Source organism: Vibrio sp. PNB23_22_6, from assembly GCF_052877535.1.
Window position 1 is genome coordinate 59,110 of sequence record NZ_JBNFXP010000010.1, and the last position, 18,366, is coordinate 77,475.

19 protein-coding genes are annotated in these 18,366 nt (G+C 47.8%); 7 read left to right on the plus strand and 12 right to left on the minus strand.

Annotation, left to right across the window (positions count from 1 at the left end; translation table 11 throughout):
• Positions 1-36 precede the first annotated feature (36 nt).
• The 4 genes from ACVA54_RS10270 to cysQ all read left to right on the plus strand — a co-directional run bounded on the left by ACVA54_RS10270 (position 37) and on the right by cysQ (position 3,101).
• Positions 37-762, plus strand: a complete 726-nt coding sequence (locus tag ACVA54_RS10270) for a phosphoribosyltransferase family protein (RefSeq protein ID WP_446649593.1) — start codon at positions 37-39, stop codon at positions 760-762.
• Between the two features lie 97 nt (positions 763-859).
• Positions 860-1,444, plus strand: coding sequence for a Fe-S biogenesis protein NfuA (gene nfuA, locus ACVA54_RS10275; RefSeq protein ID WP_099079173.1), 585 nt, complete (start codon positions 860-862; stop codon positions 1,442-1,444).
• Between the two features lie 214 nt (positions 1,445-1,658).
• Entirely contained in the window at positions 1,659-2,228 is a 570-nt protein-coding gene (gene nudE, locus ACVA54_RS10280; RefSeq protein WP_099079172.1) for an ADP compounds hydrolase NudE, read from the plus strand.
• 45 nt (positions 2,229-2,273) lie between these two features.
• A complete protein-coding gene (gene cysQ, locus ACVA54_RS10285) occupies positions 2,274-3,101 on the plus strand; it encodes a 3'(2'),5'-bisphosphate nucleotidase CysQ (protein WP_119464507.1) in 828 nt (275 codons plus the stop codon).
• 291 nt (positions 3,102-3,392) lie between these two features.
• Here cysQ and ACVA54_RS10290 read toward each other — a convergent pair whose 3' ends face one another.
• From ACVA54_RS10290 to gspC, 12 genes are read right to left on the minus strand one after another with little or no spacing between them, the layout of a single operon-like run.
• Complete coding sequence (locus tag ACVA54_RS10290) at positions 3,393-4,154, minus strand: type II secretion system protein N (protein WP_446640846.1); 762 nt, start codon at positions 4,152-4,154, stop codon at positions 3,393-3,395.
• 1 nt (position 4,155) lies between these two features.
• Positions 4,156-4,647: a type II secretion system protein M gene (locus ACVA54_RS10295; protein WP_182852737.1), complete on the minus strand. Its 492-nt coding sequence runs from the start codon at positions 4,645-4,647 to the stop codon at positions 4,156-4,158.
• 8 nt (positions 4,648-4,655) lie between these two features.
• A complete protein-coding gene (gene gspL, locus ACVA54_RS10300) occupies positions 4,656-5,858 on the minus strand; it encodes a type II secretion system protein GspL (protein ID WP_182852715.1) in 1,203 nt (400 codons plus the stop codon).
• On the minus strand, positions 5,827-6,837 hold the full coding sequence (gene gspK / locus ACVA54_RS10305) for a type II secretion system minor pseudopilin GspK (protein WP_446580962.1): 1,011 nt from the start codon (positions 6,835-6,837) through the stop codon (positions 5,827-5,829). The genes gspL and gspK overlap by 32 nt, the downstream gene beginning before the upstream one ends.
• Complete coding sequence (gene gspJ, locus ACVA54_RS10310; RefSeq protein ID WP_119464502.1) at positions 6,830-7,549, minus strand: type II secretion system minor pseudopilin GspJ; 720 nt, start codon at positions 7,547-7,549, stop codon at positions 6,830-6,832. The genes gspK and gspJ overlap by 8 nt, the downstream gene beginning before the upstream one ends.
• Positions 7,536-7,931, minus strand: coding sequence for a type II secretion system minor pseudopilin GspI (gspI, locus tag ACVA54_RS10315; RefSeq protein ID WP_172438106.1), 396 nt, complete (start codon positions 7,929-7,931; stop codon positions 7,536-7,538). Before gspI ends, gspJ begins: the two co-directional genes overlap by 14 nt.
• Positions 7,912-8,517: a type II secretion system minor pseudopilin GspH gene (gene gspH, locus ACVA54_RS10320; protein ID WP_099079165.1), complete on the minus strand. Its 606-nt coding sequence runs from the start codon at positions 8,515-8,517 to the stop codon at positions 7,912-7,914. The genes gspI and gspH overlap by 20 nt, the downstream gene beginning before the upstream one ends.
• Before the next feature lie 31 nt (positions 8,518-8,548).
• A complete protein-coding gene (gene gspG / locus ACVA54_RS10325) occupies positions 8,549-8,992 on the minus strand; it encodes a type II secretion system major pseudopilin GspG (RefSeq protein ID WP_099079164.1) in 444 nt (147 codons plus the stop codon).
• A 60-nt stretch (positions 8,993-9,052) separates the two neighbouring features.
• The gene (gspF, locus tag ACVA54_RS10330) at positions 9,053-10,270 is read right to left on the minus strand and encodes a type II secretion system inner membrane protein GspF (RefSeq protein ID WP_099079163.1); all 1,218 of its coding nucleotides are present in this window, start codon (positions 10,268-10,270) and stop codon (positions 9,053-9,055) included.
• Positions 10,270-11,772 (minus strand): type II secretion system ATPase GspE, encoded by a 1,503-nt coding sequence (gene gspE, locus ACVA54_RS10335; RefSeq protein WP_119464501.1) that lies wholly within the window; start codon positions 11,770-11,772, stop codon positions 10,270-10,272. Before gspE ends, gspF begins: the two co-directional genes overlap by 1 nt.
• Positions 11,772-13,796 carry a type II secretion system secretin GspD gene (gene gspD / locus ACVA54_RS10340; RefSeq protein ID WP_446649594.1) on the minus strand — a complete coding sequence of 675 codons (2,025 nt, stop codon included), beginning with the start codon at positions 13,794-13,796 and terminating at the stop codon, positions 11,772-11,774. The genes gspE and gspD overlap by 1 nt, the downstream gene beginning before the upstream one ends.
• 36 nt (positions 13,797-13,832) lie before the next feature.
• Positions 13,833-14,756, minus strand: a complete 924-nt coding sequence (gspC, locus tag ACVA54_RS10345; RefSeq protein ID WP_099079160.1) for a type II secretion system protein GspC — start codon at positions 14,754-14,756, stop codon at positions 13,833-13,835.
• Positions 14,757-15,007: 251 nt separating this feature from the next.
• On the opposite strand from gspC, the gene hslR reads away from it, so the two are divergent.
• From hslR to pckA, 3 genes are all read left to right on the plus strand, one after another.
• On the plus strand, positions 15,008-15,394 hold the full coding sequence (gene hslR / locus ACVA54_RS10350; protein WP_099079159.1) for a ribosome-associated heat shock protein Hsp15: 387 nt from the start codon (positions 15,008-15,010) through the stop codon (positions 15,392-15,394).
• A gap of 31 nt (positions 15,395-15,425) precedes the next feature.
• On the plus strand, positions 15,426-16,301 hold the full coding sequence (gene hslO, locus ACVA54_RS10355; protein ID WP_099079158.1) for an Hsp33 family molecular chaperone HslO: 876 nt from the start codon (positions 15,426-15,428) through the stop codon (positions 16,299-16,301).
• A 335-nt stretch (positions 16,302-16,636) separates the two neighbouring features.
• On the plus strand, positions 16,637-18,265 hold the full coding sequence (gene pckA / locus ACVA54_RS10360; RefSeq protein WP_099079157.1) for a phosphoenolpyruvate carboxykinase (ATP): 1,629 nt from the start codon (positions 16,637-16,639) through the stop codon (positions 18,263-18,265).
• Positions 18,266-18,366: the final 101 nt, after the last annotated feature.

Below are 18,366 nucleotides of genomic sequence, written 5' to 3' on the forward strand. Positions count from 1 at the left end.
GTTAGCCTAACTAGACTCCAACCTTGAATAAAATGTATGTTATCTCATCAATGGCAAAACATCATGCATCGCGTACTCGGCAGCCAATGTGGCTTATGCCGATTTCCTCTCGATGTCACTCACCAAACGAATAGCATCCGTTGGTGTGGCAGCTGTTTTGAATTATTAGCCCCTATCAAGCGCTGCCATCGCTGTGGCCTCGTACTCAATGAAGAGGAGCTACCCTTGGGAACTGAGTGCGGGGGATGTCTCAAAGAGCCTCCGCCTTGGCAACGGCTGTTCACACTTGGCGATTATGACTTTCCTCTTGCAAATGAAGTGAAGCGCTTTAAAGACCATGGTGAGTCTTGGCATGTGAGTGCGTTAACCCAACTGCTGGCAGAACGAATAGTACAACCGGCCCCTGTCGTGACAAGCGTGCCACTACACTGGCAAAGGTACTTACGACGAGGTTTTAATCAAAGCCACGTCTTAGCCACGCACCTCGCTCATCACCTGAATGTGTCATTTGATGGCGAGATTTTTCAACGCGCAAAGCCGACAAAAACTCAGCGTGGCAACAAAAAAATCACCCGTGAGCAGAACCTAAAAGGGGCGTTTTCGTTGCGAACCCAAATAGATTACTCTCATGTCGCCATTGTTGATGATGTGGTGACAACAGGCAGTACCGTTCGACAATTATGTCATTTACTACTTGAAGTTGGCGTAGAAAGCATTGATATTTACTGCATATGCAAAACTCCTGCTCCCGGTTCAACTTAGATGACTTCGCCATGCCTTAGCATCAAAAAGACTAGACCGAGACATAAACAGGAGTAAAATAGCATCAATAACCTACACATTCACTCAGGTATTCGTCGTGTCAAATATTACTATTACAGAATCTGCGCAAACACACTTCGCCAACCTCTTAGGCCAACAGCCTGAAGGGACTAACATTCGTGTATTTGTCGTAAACCCAGGAACACAAAACGCTGAGTGTGGCGTATCTTACTGCCCACCGGAAGCGGTTGAAGCAACCGATACTGAGATCGCTTACAGCGGCTTTTCAGCATTCGTAGATGAGCTAAGCTTGCCTTTCCTTGAAGACGCGGAAATCGACTTCGTCAATGACAAAATGGGTTCACAACTGACCCTAAAAGCACCTAACGCGAAAATGCGTAAAGTGGCTGACGATGCACCATTAGTAGAACGTGTTGAGTACGCACTTCAAACTCAGGTGAACCCACAACTGGCTGGTCACGGTGGCCACGTAAACCTCGTTGAAATTACAGACGATGGCATTGCTATCGTTGCATTCGGTGGCGGTTGTAATGGCTGTTCAATGGTTGATGTAACATTGAAAGAAGGCATCGAAAAAGAGCTATTGAACCAATTCGCTGGTGAACTGACGGCCGTGCGCGACGCAACGGAACATGACCGTGGCGACCACTCTTACTATTAAGAGCATCAACCATCGTCTTCTGAATACGTCTGCACCGAGTACTTGCGAAAGCGACCTGCTACTTATTTAGATCGATTTAACTGAATAAAATGGGAGGCATTTGCCTCCTATTTTTGTTTTCACCCGTTTATCAAACTAGAAACTCAAGCGTTCTTCTCATATATTAAGAAATCTCATTTCCCTTATTGAGTCAATGCACCAAGGAACCAGCACTATGTCGAAAAGGACCCCACCAGAGATTCTCTCTTGCCAGACGGTCGCAAAATCAAACCTGTTTGTAGTGGAAGCCCTCGACCTTCGCTTCTCCAATGGCGAACACCGTATTTATGAGCGCTTGAAACCAAGCGGACGCGATGCCGTGATGATAGTGCCAGTCACAGAGCAAGGCGATTTGCTGCTGGTACGCGAGTATGCTGCAGGAACGGAACGCTATGAGTTAGGTTTTCCTAAAGGACTCATCGATCCAGGGGAAACACCACAACAAGCGGCCGATCGCGAGCTCAAAGAAGAAATCGGCTTTGGTTCTCGAGACTTAGTCCCTCTAAAACGGGTGATCCTCGCACCATCCTACTTCTCAAGTAAGATGACGCTGTTTTTAGGGCAAGCTCTTTATCCAGAGAAACAACAAGGTGACGAGCCAGAATCCTTGGAAATCGTTCGCTGGCCACTGGCGCAAGCTGAAGAGCTATTAGCCCACTTGGATTTTTGTGAAGCACGAAGCATCACAGCGTTAATGTTGGCACTAAAACACTTACAAAACACCACTCACATCCAAAACCAATAACGGTTTTAAAAACCGAGCAATCATTGTGAGAAAGGATCCATACTTATGCCAATGACCAAAGATTTATCTCATCTGCTTCCGCAAGTTATCGAGGTCGCCCGCAGCGCTGGGCAAATGATTTTGGATATCTACGAAAATAAGCAGTTCAAAGCCTACACCAAAAGTGACAAAACCCCAGTCACCAGTGCCGACATTGCTGCGCACAAACTGATCACAGAACGCCTAAGCGAGCTAACCCCTGATATTCCGGTACTTTCTGAAGAAGATGCAGACATCAGCTTAGAACAACGCGCTCAATGGCAGCGCTACTGGCTAGTCGACCCTCTCGATGGCACACAAGAATTCATTGCAGGTAGTGGTGACTTCGCAACCATTATAGCTTTGGTCGACAACAACAAACCGACCATGGGCGTCGTTTATGGCCCTGTCTCAGGTGTCACTTACTACGCCTATAGCGGCAAAGGTGCATGGAAAATTCCTGACATGTCTGAGAGCGTGAAAATTCACACGCACAAGCATGAACAACCAGGGCAAAACATCGCGATTGCCATCAGCCGCCGTCAAGATATCAACCGCATCACCAGCCGCATGAGCAGCGCTTGGAACTACGACTTAATTCCACTCGGTTCAGCAGCACTGAAAGCATGTTTGGTTGCAGAAGGTGCCGTGGATTGCTATCTGCGCTTGGGCCCGACGGGAGAATGGGATACCGCCGCGACTCAGTGTATTGTGGAAGAAGCCGGTGGACGCATTCTAAGCACCCAACTTGAGCCCCTGTCTTACAACAAACGCGAGACGCTGGAGAACCCGAACTTCATCGTTCTTGGGGATGCAGACTTACCTTGGGATGAGATTTTACAACGCAAAGATTAATTGCCAGGCTCACCATTCTTTCCATTCATTCAATAAGGTCACGAAGTCTGTTCGTGACCTTCCTTTTTATCGACGGTACAGCGTTAAGCACATTTTTCCTATGGCAACCCAAAGACTTTCATACCTGTACGCCAACCAGATAAGCATTTAAAAATCAATTTTTTAACCAATGCGGCAATGTTGGATAAAAATGACTGTACAGCAAAATTAGATTTTGGCCTATGATGATCTAAAAGCAAAAAGAGCTGCACATTGGCAGCTCTTTGACGATGAGATAGTTTCTAGATGTGATTAAAAACGCCCTTTGTAATCAAACTCGTATTGGCCTTGAGGGTTTGGATTCCCCAACCACTTAAGCTGATCGGCCATGCCAGAAGGAAACTCTGCCCCCGGCTTAAACCATGCTTTGGTTGAGTACTGCTGATTCGGTGTCATCTCCGCAGAAAATGCGGCCGATACCTGCTTACTTTGCTGCTCGCCTGATGCGGTTAGCACACTGTCTTTACAGTTCAAATCTGCAATGACAGGACCAAGCTCAAGGCTACCTAGCGGGCTTTGAATACCACTCGCACTCCAAACTAACGTACCTTCGCCTGTCTTACACCAAGGTGCGGCGTAAGTCGCATGACGGATATTAAGCTCTAGCTGACCTTCCACACCGACTGGTACCGGAATTCGCGCTTGCTCAACCACTTTAGCAGCAGGGATCGAAGCAACAAGGTTTTCTGCATAAGGACCGCTCGTTAAGCTATAACCCACTAAGCCACGGCCACGCACATCCATATCGCTGCCACGGCCAAAGCGAACCGAAAACTCGGTTTTACCAGCAAACAAGCTCGATAATTGGAAGTCCCAGTTCACTTCTCCAATGTCTTGATTCTGCCAACGCACGCTCGTTGCACTGCCTTGCCATACTGTGCCTTGTGCACCTTGAATGTCCAAGCCTCTCACGGTAGGTGCTTGCTTCAACACCCAAGAGACAGGCAAACCAGCAAGTAAGCTAACTGAGAAAAAGGCAATAAAAATAACAACGTAAAGTACTGCTCGTTTCACCTTAACCTCGCTTAAATTGCAGACGGTTGACATCGATCATACCGGCTTGCTCTGTTCGATCGATATCTAGGAATTCCACTTCAATGCCTTGCTGTTCTTTCAAGTATCGCAGCCAATCTACCATCTGGTTGAACGCTAATGGCTTGATCCAAACTTGAACACTGTCATTTCGTGGCTGCACTCGAATTAATTCAACCTTGTATCGGCGGGCAGAAGAGGACACCACTTGGTTAAGTGGCTGGCTAGAAAAGCTGACACCACCGCTTTTGCGCAACGTTGTAATGTCATCGGCTTTATCTTGCACCCAGTTCAGCAACTGCTTTTCACTTTGAATGCGAGATTGAGCTAACTCAGCACGCTGATTCATTGGTTGCAGAATTCCCCAATAGAGAACGCCCACCACCGCCATCGCGCCGCAACCCATCACTAGACGTTGCTCGCGTTGCGAGATGCTGCTCCACCAAGTTTGAACTGGAGAGATTAAGTTCTTCATCATCAACCTCATAAACGCTTCAACACAAAGCTGCCCATTACCACATCCCCGTTGCGGTTAAGCTGGCCTTGTTCGACATTAAATTTCTCGGCCAACTTCACTCGCGCTTCCTCAAATGGTTGGAAGCCGGAGCTACTCGCTTGAATTCGGACTTCACCTCGTTGGCCATCATATTTGAAGCTGGTGATCTGCAATGCTTTTACCTGACCAAGAGTAGAAGGCAACGCTGCCAACCAAGAGAGCATAGGCTCATCACTTGCACCACCGGATAAACGACGCTCTTCATCTGTCATCTGACGTTTCAGATAACTAACGGTTGGAATGCGGCGCTTGTCCGGAAAAACTTGGCGGAAGATACGTTCACTTTCATCTCGGTAAGCTTGAGCTTGCGCCTCGTACTTGTGCACCATCAACAATTGTTGAGCCACCATCACAACCAGTAACACGCCAGCGGCGATCGCCGTGGTTTGCCATACCTTCACGTATTTGCCCCATGAAGATTTTGGCTTAAAGCGACCAGTCAGAAGATTGGTTTTGCTATCTGCCACGCCTTTTGCGAGTAACGCCATGGCCATCTCTTCTGGCTTCGCAACCCAAAGCTCATTGGCGGCTGACTCTGGCAGTGAACTGTAGCACTCCAACTTCCACCCCGGGTTACTTTGCAGATAAGCCGACAGATATAAGTCCAGCCAAGAGGTATCCACCGCGACACCTTGAGTGTGCGTATGACGGATCAACCATTGCTCTCCGATTGATACCGCCGTGCTGCTTTCATTGGCAGCTGGCAGCGCCAATACATCCGGTAAGAGTCGTTTAATCGTAATACCTTGACTGGAAAAGCGCTTCAAAATGGTTTGAATCCATGCCCGTTCAACCGCACATATCTGCGCTTTGTCAGCTTGCTTACCTAATACGGTAAAATGCAAACCTTCGACATCTTGCGCGACGTCGTCTTCAACCAAGTACGGCAACATGCTATCAAACTGACGTGCGGCACCTGGTGGGATATCCACTTCGGTGAGTACCACATCATTACTTGCCAACAACGCCACCACGGGACGCTGCTCAGCATACGCGACCAGTTCATCCAGATGTTCCCATCCGGCGATTTCACCACTGGCAATCACTTCTTGCTGTTGTGTCGACCAAACCAACCATGGAATGGTGCTTTGTTGTTCGCTACTCAGCCGAACGGTCAGAAACTCGCTCACTGATTCCTCCAAAACGACGGCGAACGACTGTCACCGTTTCTCTATTCGTACTTTGCAAAAGACTGCGGATACGTACTCGGGATTCATCCACCAGCACTTGCGCATCCAACTCAAAAAAGGCGCTGTCTACACCCAAATAGCCTTTGGCCTTTTTCTTTACATCATCACTTAAGCCAGCTAATTCTGACTCGGCTAAAAATTCATCAACACTGTCCCAACCATCGAAAGGGCGTTTCTCGATCAACTGCACCGCATCACTGTTGCTCAATCCTGGAGTAAACATCGCCACCAGAATCGGCGCTTGCTCTACCTCAATGGTATTGACATTCAATCGCCAATCATCGCTAGGGAGTGCACAAATTAAAGGCGCCACCTTTTGAAAAATGTCACCCGAAACCTGGTACACCGCGCGAAGCTCACTGGCATCCGCCACCCAAGCATTTGGCGGCAAGTAAGCAGGCTTCATCGCTTCGTAAGTACTGTCTTCTACGCCCGTTGTCGAACGCACGCTATTGTCACTGTCAACGTATTCCCAGGTGGAGTCAGCAATAACTTCCGCTTGATACGGCTCAACATCAGACTCTTCCAACAAACGCTGGAGCACTTGCACTAAATACGGCCGTGTTGTTTGTTCACCTGTCGGTTGGACACTTGCGAGTGCATTCAGATTGAAGCAAGCTTGCTTATCAATAATGCGCCCCGCGGCTTGGCCATAATCAAGCGGATACACTTGTTCTTTGATTGCCCAAGGCTGGCTTAAGTTAATGGTATCGCTGTCTTTATAGCTCTGTTCGATACCCACTTCGGCCAACGCTTCAACTCCCAAGCTGTACCAATAGGCTTGCTGGTAATGAATCTGATTTGCGCCGCGCTGAAACTGCAAAAACAAACGCTCAGACATGCTCGCTGCAATCGTGGTCATGATCGCGAGCAGCATCAGGACAATAATGAGCGCAACGCCGCGCTGACGGTTAGCCATTGTTGCCTCCGGATCCGCCATTGGCAGAGTCATTTCCCGAGGCACCCTCTTGTTCACTTGCGATCAACTTGCCATTGGGCGTCAAATAAGTACGCGTAATTTCACCGTAATCTTTCAACTGCAAGATCACCGAGACGGCTTGGGGTAATTCTTGATTGCTTTCCCACGTTTTTTTCCACGATTTACCATCGTAAAATCGCATATCCAACCCGTCGACCTGAGTCAAAAGTGGGGTAATAACCCCTTCTTGACCAACTGGCGTGTCAGGATAGCGCCACCAGACTCGCTGCAACACATTGTCTTTAATGCGGTAACCCACTTTCGTCACTTCGCCTCGTGGGAATTGCTGTTGTGGGTTGTGCCACCCAACACGCGTAAACATCACCCCTTTCGCGTCCGAATCCAACAGATAATCCGACCAAAAAATCAGTTGATTCGACGGTTCTTCACCGTTGGTGCGCATTTGCCGCATTGCCATCTGACGAAAATCGTTATCCATCATCACCATGGCACGCTGCAGTTCATTCAAACGCTGTGTACGCTCTTGCGATAACACATTACTGCGCTGTACCTGAGACACCACTTGATAGGCTGCAACGCTCAAACTGGCAAAAATCGCAATGGACACCAACACTTCGATCAACGTAAAGCCACGTTGCTGACGCTGTCGATTGGCGCGTTTAGCGGTATGTTGAATTCTACTGAGCCACATAACTTCTCACCGTCACCACTGGACTCGCGTTTTTCTCCGTCGCAACGCTAATATCAAATGCTTTCAGCAATGGCTGCGTAGTGGCAACCGGCGTGACTTTCCAGTACCAAGTGCGCCCTGCTAGCTCTTCGGTACCGTTTTTAGCTTTTAACTTTTCAGTTGCGAGCATCACATTGGCCATTTGGTTATCCACAACCATGGCTGCAAACATTTTTTCTTCTAAATAGCTGACGGTATTGATGTGCTGGCTCACCGAGCGAATGACACTGATCGCCGCCGTGGCAAAAATCGCGAGCGCTACCAACACCTCAAGCAACGTCATGCCTCGTGTTTGTCGGTGCGATGCGCCAATACGATTTGGCTTAGAATGTCGTATTGTCATCGTCTTCCGCTTCTTCTCCTGGTGCGAGTAGTTTTATCTCACCAGTTTCTTTACCAATGATTCGCCAACCGTCATTAAACGTATCACCATCTTCAGGAAAGAAAGAAAGCGTGAATGGCGTAATCTCTGCACTTGAAAAAATGAACACCTGAGGTGGCTTCACTTTTTTCTTCTCTTTGTCCTCTTCCTCAGCAAACATGTCCTCATCAAACAAAGAGCCAGGTTCAAACAACCGTTCGTCTTTATCCCACGCACCGCCACCTAAATCCAATTGCAGTGAAATATCCCCCTCGAGCTTTGTTTCGCTTGGGATCTGCTTTAATTCAAGTGGTTGCCAACCGTCTTGGGTCAAACTGAGCAATGCATAACTAGATTTAACGTCATCAACACGCAGACCGAAATCTTTGCCACTTAGCACCGCTTCTTCATTGAGCAGTTGTAAGCGCTGAAAAAAACTTTGTGCGTACTGTTTAGAAAGGTCTTTTTGACTGGTCGGCAAAGTAGCGATCACCGCAACGGCGGTAAGAGATAACAAAACCAGCACCAATAGAATTTCTATTAATGTAAAACCTTGATGTTTTTGCATTTGCTTCATTAGTGCTAGTTTAAGCTCAATATTATTGGAAATCTTGCATGTTCCAGTTGCCGATATCTGTTGCAGGGCCTTCACCACCCTCTTGGCCATCTGCGCCTAGGGTGAAAATATCAATCGTACCGTTATCGCCAGGGCTTAGGTACTGGTACTCGTTACCCCAAGGATCGTTTGGCAAACGCTTAATGTAACCACCATCACGGTAGTTGCGTGGCTCTGGGTTAGACGGTTTGCTTACTAATGCGTCTAGACCTTGGTCTGTCGTTGGGTAAACGCTGTTATCCAACTTGTACATGTCCAATGCGTTTTCCAACGCCACAATGTCTGTGATCGCTTTTTGTTGATCGGCTTTCTCTTTGTTACCAAGTAGGTTTGGCACCACAAAGCTCGCCAGAATACCCAAGATAACGACAACAACCATCACTTCTAAAAGTGTAAAGCCTTGCTGTTTACTACGCTTAAATTTCATTGTTTTCTCCAAAAGTTAGATTCAAGCCATGTCATCAATAGACACGTCTTAACCCGAATTTTATCCGCTCATCAAGTTATTCATTTCCAACATTGGCATCAAGGTCGCCATCACGATGAAAAGCACCAGGCCAGCCATCAATGCAATCAATGCGGGCGTAAAAATACCTAAAGCAATATTAACTGTGGATTCAAAGTTTTGATCTTGGTTATCTGCCGCACGAGTCAACATGCTTTCCAGTTCACCACTTTGTTCACCACTGGCGATCATATGCAGCATCATAGGTGGAAACAGACGAGTCTGATCCAATGCCTTACGCAAGCTCGCCCCTTCTCGTACGTTATCTGCCGCAATGAGTACTTGCTGTTTCACGTAACGGTTCGACATCACGTCCACCGCCACTCTCATGCCTTCAAGAATTGGAATCGCGCTTGATGTACAAATAGACAAGGTACGCGCAAATCGTGCCGTGTTGAGTCCTTTTGAAATTTTGCCGACCAGCGGCAAACTGAGTATTTTTCTATCCCAAGACAAGCGAAAGTTTGGTTTTTGCAATGCGAGTTTGAGGCCGTAAAAAAACACCACTACCACGACAAAGATAATGAAGCCCCACGCTTGAACAAACTCACTGGCTGCCAGCAGAATTTGGGTCGATTGCGGTAATTCTTGTCCCATTTGAATGATAGGTTCGATGATTTTCGGCACCACAGAAGAGAGCAGCAAAGAGACGATGCCCACAGCAAAGACCACCAATACCACTGGGTAAATCATCGCTTGCAGCAATTTAGAGCGCATCTTCTGACGGTTTTCTACGTAGTCGGCCAAACGCGCCAAAACCGCATCAAGATGACCCGACTTTTCACCCGCCGCCACCATTGAACGATACAGCTCATCAAACACATGCGGGTAATCACCTAAGCTATCAGCCAGTGGGTAACCTTCGGTGACCTTGGAGCGAACAGCAGCAATCATCGAACGAATACGCGGCTTCTCTGCTTGTTCTGAAACCGCCTTGAGGCACTCTTCAAGCGGCATGCCTGACTGTACTAACGTAGAAAGTTGGCGCGTGATCAGTGCGAGCTCGGCAGTCTTGATGCCACGCTTAAACCCCACCGTCGTTGAAGACTTAGCGGCTTTTGCTTTGGCTTCCATCACCTCCACAGGGATCATTCCCTGCTCTTTTAGGCGTTGGCGCACCTGACGGGCATTATCCCCTTCAATCGTGCCTTTCTTTTGCTTGCCTTTCGCATCCAGCGCTTTGTATTCAAATGCCGCCATTACACTTCCTTGGTTACGCGCATCACTTCCTCAAGAGAAGTAATACCAAGACGTACCTTACTCAGTCCATCGCTGCGAATACTTGGCGTGTGCGCACGTACCGCTTTTTCAATTTCTTGTTCACCCGCTTCGCGATGGATAAGTTCTTGCACTTTCTCATCCATCATCAGTAGCTCGTGAATACCAGTACGGCCACGATAGCCTTTATGGTTACACGCTTCACAGCCATTGGCACGATGCAGAACCAGAGACTCATGCTCTGCCATGCCAAACAATTTCTTCTGTTCTTTGTCCGCTTCGTAAGGCTCTTTACAGTCTCGACAAAGCGTACGAACTAAGCGTTGCGCAAGTACGCCAAGTAGCGAAGATGAAATGAGGAAAGGTTCAATACCCATATCACGCAGACGCGTAACCGCACCAATCGCGGTATTGGTGTGCAGGGTCGACATCACTAAGTGACCCGTCAACGAGGCTTGAACGGCAATCTGCGCCGTTTCCAAGTCACGGATCTCACCCACCATCACCACGTCCGGGTCCTGACGTAAAATCGCACGCAAACCACGGGCGAAAGTCATGTCCACTTTTGGATTGACCTGTGTCTGACCAATACCATCGATATCAAATTCGATCGGGTCTTCAACCGTCAGAATGTTACGTTCGTTGCTGTTAATCTCTTGCAAGCCCGCATACAACGTGGTTGATTTACCAGAACCGGTTGGGCCGGTCACCAAAATGATGCCGTGAGGGCGCTGAATCAGGTGAGCAAAGCTGCTATGCACCGATGGCGTCATACCTAGGCTATGCAAATCAAGCCGAGTGGCATTTTTGTCTAATAGACGCATTACCACACGCTCGCCGTGTGAAGAAGGCATGGTCGAGACACGCACGTCAACGGCACGCCCACCAATACGTAGTGAGATACGACCATCTTGAGGCACGCGCTTTTCTGCGATATCCAGTTTCGCCATGACTTTCACACGGGAGACCAGCAACGGTGCCAGCTTACGGCTTGGGGTTAAGACTTCACGTAGAACACCATCGACACGGAAACGAATAGAAAGGGTTTTCTCAAATGTCTCGATATGGATATCCGACGCCCCTTCTTTGATCGCTTCACCCAACATGGCGTTGATCAATTTGATGATTGGCGCGTCATCTTCAGACTCTAACAAGTCCTCATCATGTGGCAGCTCTTCCGCCAGAGAGAAGAAGTCATCGCTATCCGCACCAATGTCCTCCATCAACTGACGTGCTTCAGAAGAGTCGCGTTGATACGCTTCTGTCAGCTTTTTATCAAATGCCTCTTTGTCGATAGGCTGAGGTATAAAGCTTTGTTTGAGTACGCGGCGCACTTCAACCAGAGCCGCTGGATTAAGCGGCTCAACGTAATACAACATTGGAGGGCGCTCAGGGTGCTCCGTCTCCAATACCAGTTTAAAGCGATTGGCAAAACTGAATGGCAGACGACGCAAGCTTGGCGCTGTGTCTAACATATCCACCATTACTTCACTTCCATTTGGTCGATGAATACTTGAATTTCTGCTGGGTACTTACGTTCGTGACCAAACTCTGGAAGCACTGGAATATGGTCATCCGCCATTAGCTTCAAACCTTGGTCTGCTTTATAGAGCTGCTCTGCACGAATAAAGTTGTACTTACGTTGCGTAATGCCATCGGCCGTCACGCCATCGCGAATAATCGTTGGCTTAATGAACACCATCAAATTTTTCTTTTCTACCTGAGTGCTGGTCGATTTGAACAAATGGCCAAGCACGGGAATGTCACCAAGCAGTGGCACTTTCGATTCGCTTTCTAACGCACGCTCATCAATCAAGCCGCCAAGTACCAGCATTTGGCCGTCTTGCACCATGACGGAGGTATTCAATTGACGTTTAGCAAAGCGCACATCAACAGCGCCGTTGGCACCGAGAACGTTGGAGACTTCTTGCTCAATGTTCAACTGCACGGAATCACCTTCGTTGATCTGAGGGACCACTTTCAGCTTGATGCCCACTTCTTTACGATCAACGGTTTGGAATGGGTTATCGTTATTTGAGCCCGCCGTAGAGCCCGTAATCACGGGGACTTCTTCACCGACGATAAAGGATGCTTCACCGTTGTCCATCACGGTAATACTTGGTGAAGACAGAATGTTAGAGTTCGAGTCGGTGGCTACCGCACTGATCAGCGCCGTCCAGTCACCCATAACGATGCTCATTGCAGCGCCATTAACACCGCCGAGTGCAGCGGCGAGTGTCGAGTAATCCCCATCTTCAGTGTATTCACGGGTTTCCCACTGATTGTTTTCACTATCCCAGAAACTTTCTGTTTTAGTGATGTCTTTCGCTTCTTCCAGACCAACCATAACTTGGCCGATCGGTGCGCCAGTGTTGCCATATTGAATCACCGCGCCTGTCTCTAGCGAACCCCACTGCACGCCCAAGTTCACGCCGTCGCCTTCAGCCATCTCGACAATCAGTGCCTCAATCAATACCTGCGCGCGGCGAATGTCTAATTGAGCAATCACGTCTTGCAAGGCCATCATGATATCTGGCGGCGCCGTTAATACGAGTGAATTGGTCGCTTCGTGAGCCGCAATCACGACTTCACCGCGTTGCGTACTCGATGCACCATTTTGACCTGCTTGCTTCTCTGCTTGCAGGTTGTCAGAAACGCCTTTAAGCACGTCAACCAAGTCTTCTGCTTTGGCATACTTGAGGTAAACCACTCGGTTATTGCCTTTGGTCGCCATTTCTACATCAAGTTGACGAATCAAACGTTTCAGGCGAGCACGTACTTTCGGATCACCAGAAATCAACAGCGAGTTAGTACGCTCATCAGCCACAATTTTTGGCTCGAGGAATTCAGGTGTGCTTTTCTGATTGGTGGTTTTATTCAAGGCATCAACGATACGTACCATTTCCGCAGCAGAAGCATTACGTAACTCCACCAGTTCCACTTCTTTGTCGCCAGCTTGATCTACACGCTTGATGATCTCTGCTAAACGGTTGACCACCGCAGCGCGACCTGTGATCAAAATGATGTTGGCTGGATCGTAGTGCACCACGTTACCCGCGCCAGCATTATCAATAAGCTGACGCAGCAAAGGAGATAACTCACGCACCGAAACGTTACGCACCGCCACAACGCGAGTGATGACGCTATCACCCGGTTCCGCGTTACTGCTCACCACAGGAATCGCCGACGTTTTTGCATCTTTGGCTTTGATGACCTTGAGAATACCATCTTCCATTTCAACCACGGCGTAACCGTACACTTCGAGTACATTAAGGAAAAAGCTGTAGTACTGCTTTTCATTTAATACGTCATAGCTGCGTACGTCGATTTTTCCGCGTACTGAGGGGTCAACAATAATGGTCTTTTCTAAGTTACGACCAACAATGTTGATGAATTCTTGAATATCCGTGCCTTTAAAGCTGGCACTGTATTCGTTCGCCATCGCACTTGGTGCGCAGAGAAGAGTCCCTGCCAATAACCAAGCACTTTTGCTAAACCAATGTTTCACGTATGTCTCCCTGAACTTACGCAGATTGCCTAAGTATTACAATTGGATATAGATGTCGTACTGCTGGCCATCACGCTCAACAGTCAAATTCAGCTCTTGCGGATCGTTCATCACCTGCATCAGTTGTACTGAAGATGACGGATCACTTAAATCGATCCCATTTAATTGCACCGCAATATCACCCGCTTTTAGACCGACATCATTAAACAGCGCCGGATCACGACCTGGTGAGACGCGATAGCCGACAATTCCCCCCTCTTTTTTCACTGGGGAAATGTTGATGTACTTAAATACGCTCTGCGGATCTTGTGCGATTTCCGCTCGAATTTGATCTAACTTATCACCCACGGTTGACGAGACAGCTGACTTCGTTGCTTGTGGTCGGGTCGCCTGAGGTGTTTCAGACAACTTCTTGTATTCAATACCCTGCAGCATCAGAGTTTCATCACGGCCTTGATTATCAATGATCACACGATCCACCAATACCGCTTTTAATTTCGCTCGTGTCCCTTCGATCTCTTCACCAATGCCGTAAGTCGCTTGTTTACCGCGATTCGCGATAACGGCTAGGCTCGTGTTGGCATTGGAACTTGCCACTGCCCCAACCAAGGTAAGGTTTAACCGAGTTTTCGGCGCATCTTTCACCACGGGCTGCTCAATGACGACCGGCTTTTGCTCCGTGTATTGACCGAATAAATTGGCGCTTTGGAGGGCATTAAAGTCGATGACATCACGCTGGTTGTTCAATGAGACGTCGCTGACTGACGGTTTCCATTGAGCCACATCCGCCGTTTGAGGCATGACTAACCACACCACTTTACCGAGAATCCACCCAGTAATGGCAATAAATAGGCAAGTTAAAAACAAACTGAGTTTTGCTTGAATAGCACGATGATTGGACTTGATCTGAGCCAGTAGCGGGCTACTTGATAATCCTGCACTTAGCTCTAAACGCTTCACTGAACTCATTCCTTTATTCTAACGTCAGCCGTCCTTGTTATAGGCGAAAACGACTCTACGTTGCTAAATTTGCAATAAAATTACTACTCAACAAAGAGCGCCAAACTATATCACAACTTAAATTTTGTACCTTTTTTCTTATTGAGTTTTTGCCAACTCCCTTGAAAAAAAACCGCCTTAACACCATCTATAGGTGAATAATCCACCAGTCATTGCACCATTCGTGCAGTGATTAGATAGTGTAGAGTTCTATGAGTTCCGAAAATGAAGCCGTAAGGCTAGATAAATGGCTTTGGGCAGCCCGATTCTATAAAACCCGCTCTATCGCTCGTAATATGGTCGATGGTGGCAAAGTCCACTATAATGGCCAACGAAGCAAACCGAGTAAAATCGTAGAGCTGGGTGCAGAGATCCGCCTTCGTCAGGGTAACGAAGAGAAAACCGTGGTTATCGAGAAAATCTCCGACCGACGTATGGGTGCACCTGTCGCACAAACGCTCTATCGCGAAACTGAAGCAAGCATCAGTCAACGTGAAGAGATGGCGACGCAACGTAAACTGAACGCCCATAACCCAAGTCCCGAGCGCCGCCCAGATAAAAAGCAGCGTCGTGACATCATCAAGTTCAAACACCAATAGAAGCCGGAATTACCCACGAGGAAAGCACTCCATGGCAAATAATGTTTTAAACCGCTACCTGTTCGAAGACCTTTCAGTGCGTGGCGAGTTGGTACAATTGGATGAAGCATACCAACGTATTATCTCCAGCAAGGAATATCCGGCAGCATTGCAAAAGCTGTTGGGTGAGCTACTCGTTTCAACCACACTTTTGACGGCAACTTTGAAATTCGAAGGCTCAATCACCATCCAACTGCAAGGTGATGGTCCGGTGTCTCTCGCGGTTATCAATGGTGACCATGACCAGAAAATCCGTGGCGTTGCACGCTGGGAAGGCAACATTGCTGATGACGCTAGCCTGCATGACATGATGGGCAAAGGCTACCTAGTGATCACTATCGAGCCGAAGAAAGGTGAGCGCTACCAAGGTGTCGTAGGCCTAGAAGGTGACACGCTAGCAGAAGTGATCGAAGGTTACTTCGCAAACTCAGAGCAGCTAAAAACGCGTCTATGGATCCGCACTGGCGAGCATGAAGGTAAAGCACACGCGGCGGGTATGATGATTCAAACCATGCCAGATGGTACAGGCACACCTGAAGATTTCGAGCACTTAGAGCAACTAACCGACACGGTAAAAAATGAAGAGTTGTTCACGCTAGAAGCCAATGAGCTGCTATACCGACTGTACAACCAAGACAAAGTTCGCCTGTACGAGCCGCAACCAGTGGAGTTCCATTGCGGTTGCTCACGCGAACGCAGTGGCGCAGCCATCATCACGGTAGAAAAGTCTGAAATTTATGACATTTTGGCCGAAGAAGGATCAGTTTCTTTACATTGTGATTACTGCGGCACGTCATATTCATTTGACGAATCTGAGATCACCGAGCTATATGTACAAGCTCAGCCAAAGAGCAAAACGCTACATTAATTTTCATAGCTTACCAAGCTTGTAATTTACCTATCAAAAGGCCAGCGCTATGCTGGCCTTTTTGTGACCCAACCCCCGTAACATCTAGCTTTGCATGTAATAAAGCAACCTCTTAATTTTAAAAGATTAATAATAACTTTGCTCTGGCGCAATGGATTGTGCACACGATAAACTACTCAAACCAATATGTGACGGGACACCTAAATCCACATGTAAATAGTGGGTATTTTTTGACCTATATCCCTGTTTTCTCCCCGCCCCGTTGCTAGCATGTGAGTAGATAAATTTAAAAACAATATTACAAAATCCCTACAAAATCCTAATAAGGAGCACCTATGACCGTTATGGAACATACAAAGGCTGCAACACTTGATCTAACCAAGCATGGACTGCATAACGTCAAAGAGGTTATTCGTAACCCGAGCTATGAAATGCTGTTCGAGGAAGAAACCCGTCCTGACCTGGAAGGTTATGAACGTGGTGTGGTGACAGAACTCGGTGCGGTAGCCGTAGATACCGGCATCTTTACTGGTCGCTCACCAAAAGATAAGTACATCGTTAAAGACGAAACCACTGAAGAGCACATGTGGTGGACTTCCGATGCAGTGAAAAACGACAACAAACCAATCAACAAAGCAGTATGGAATGACCTAAAAGCGCTCGTGACCAACCAGCTTTCTGGTAAGCGCCTATTTGTGATTGACGGTTATTGTGGTGCAAACCCAGACACTCGCCTGAGCATTCGAGTGATCACTGAAGTCGCATGGCAAGCGCACTTCGTAAAAAACATGTTCATCCGTCCAACAGAAGAAGAGTTGGCAACGTTTGAACCAGACTTCGTGGTAATGAACGGTGCGAAATGCACTAACGAGAAGTGGGAAGACCACGGTCTTAACTCTGAAAACTTCACGGTATTCAACCTAACAGAGCGCATGCAACTGATCGGCGGTACTTGGTACGGCGGCGAGATGAAGAAAGGCATGTTCGCGATGATGAACTACTTCCTGCCGCTAAAAGACATCGCATCTATGCACTGTAGTGCCAACATGGGTGAAGAAGGCGACGTAGCGATTTTCTTCGGTCTATCTGGTACAGGTAAAACTACCCTATCGACCGATCCTAAACGTGCACTGATTGGTGATGATGAGCACGGCTGGGATGATGACGGCGTGTTCAACTTCGAAGGCGGCTGTTACGCGAAGACCATCAAACTATCGAAAGAAGCGGAACCAGATATCTACAACGCCATCCGTCGCGATGCGCTGCTAGAGAATGTGACGGTTCGCAATGATGGTTCTATCGACTTTGATGACGGTTCTAAGACAGAGAACACTCGCGTGTCTTACCCATTGCATCACATCGACAACATCGTGAAGCCAGTATCGAAAGGCGGTCATGCAAACAAAGTGATCTTCCTATCGGCAGACGCATTTGGCGTACTTCCTCCCGTGTCTAAACTAACACCTGAGCAAACTAAGTACCACTTCCTATCAGGCTTTACGGCCAAACTAGCAGGTACAGAGCGTGGTATTACAGAGCCAACACCAACCTTCTCTGCCTGTTTCGGCGCAGCGTTCCTAACGCTACACCCAACTAAGTACGCAGAAGTACTGGTGAAACGCATGGAAGCGGCAGGTGCAGAAGCTTACCTGGTGAACACGGGCTGGAATGGTAGTGGCAAACGTATCTCTATCCAAGATACACGCGGCATCATTGATGCCATCCTTGATGGTTCAATTGAAAACGCACAAACGAAGCACATTCCAATCTTCAACCTAGAAGTGCCAACTTCACTACCAGGTGTGGATCCAAGCATCCTTGATCCTCGTGATACCTACGTTGACCCACTACAGTGGGAAAGCAAAGCGAAAGATTTAGCAGAGCGTTTCATCAATAACTTTGATAAATACACTGACAACGCAGAAGGTAAGTCATTGGTGACTGCTGGTCCTCAACTCGACTAAACCACGATCTACGTCTTCGTGACTTAGCTACAAAAACCATCGTCAAGCCCCTATTTTGAGGGGCTTTTTATTGAATCCCACCCAAGATTGATACAAGCTTA

Coding starts and splice junctions, on each gene's coding strand:
- ACVA54_RS10270 (WP_446649593.1), top strand. CDS start 37: ATGTTATCTCATCAATGGCAAAACATCATGCATCGCGTACTCGGCAGC.
- nudE (WP_099079172.1), top strand. CDS start 1,659: ATGTCGAAAAGGACCCCACCAGAGATTCTCTCTTGCCAGACGGTCGCA.
- cysQ (WP_119464507.1), top strand. CDS start 2,274: ATGCCAATGACCAAAGATTTATCTCATCTGCTTCCGCAAGTTATCGAG.
- ACVA54_RS10295 (WP_182852737.1), bottom strand. CDS start 4,647: ATGAAGAACTTAATCTCTCCAGTTCAAACTTGGTGGAGCAGCATCTCG.
- gspK (WP_446580962.1), bottom strand. CDS start 6,837: ATGGCTAACCGTCAGCGCGGCGTTGCGCTCATTATTGTCCTGATGCTG.
- gspJ (WP_119464502.1), bottom strand. CDS start 7,549: ATGTGGCTCAGTAGAATTCAACATACCGCTAAACGCGCCAATCGACAG.
- gspI (WP_172438106.1), bottom strand. CDS start 7,931: ATGACAATACGACATTCTAAGCCAAATCGTATTGGCGCATCGCACCGA.
- gspH (WP_099079165.1), bottom strand. CDS start 8,517: ATGCAAAAACATCAAGGTTTTACATTAATAGAAATTCTATTGGTGCTG.
- gspG (WP_099079164.1), bottom strand. CDS start 8,992: ATGAAATTTAAGCGTAGTAAACAGCAAGGCTTTACACTTTTAGAAGTG.
- gspF (WP_099079163.1), bottom strand. CDS start 10,270: ATGGCGGCATTTGAATACAAAGCGCTGGATGCGAAAGGCAAGCAAAAG.
- gspE (WP_119464501.1), bottom strand. CDS start 11,772: ATGGTGGATATGTTAGACACAGCGCCAAGCTTGCGTCGTCTGCCATTC.
- hslR (WP_099079159.1), top strand. CDS start 15,008: ATGAGTTCCGAAAATGAAGCCGTAAGGCTAGATAAATGGCTTTGGGCA.
- hslO (WP_099079158.1), top strand. CDS start 15,426: ATGGCAAATAATGTTTTAAACCGCTACCTGTTCGAAGACCTTTCAGTG.
- pckA (WP_099079157.1), top strand. CDS start 16,637: ATGACCGTTATGGAACATACAAAGGCTGCAACACTTGATCTAACCAAG.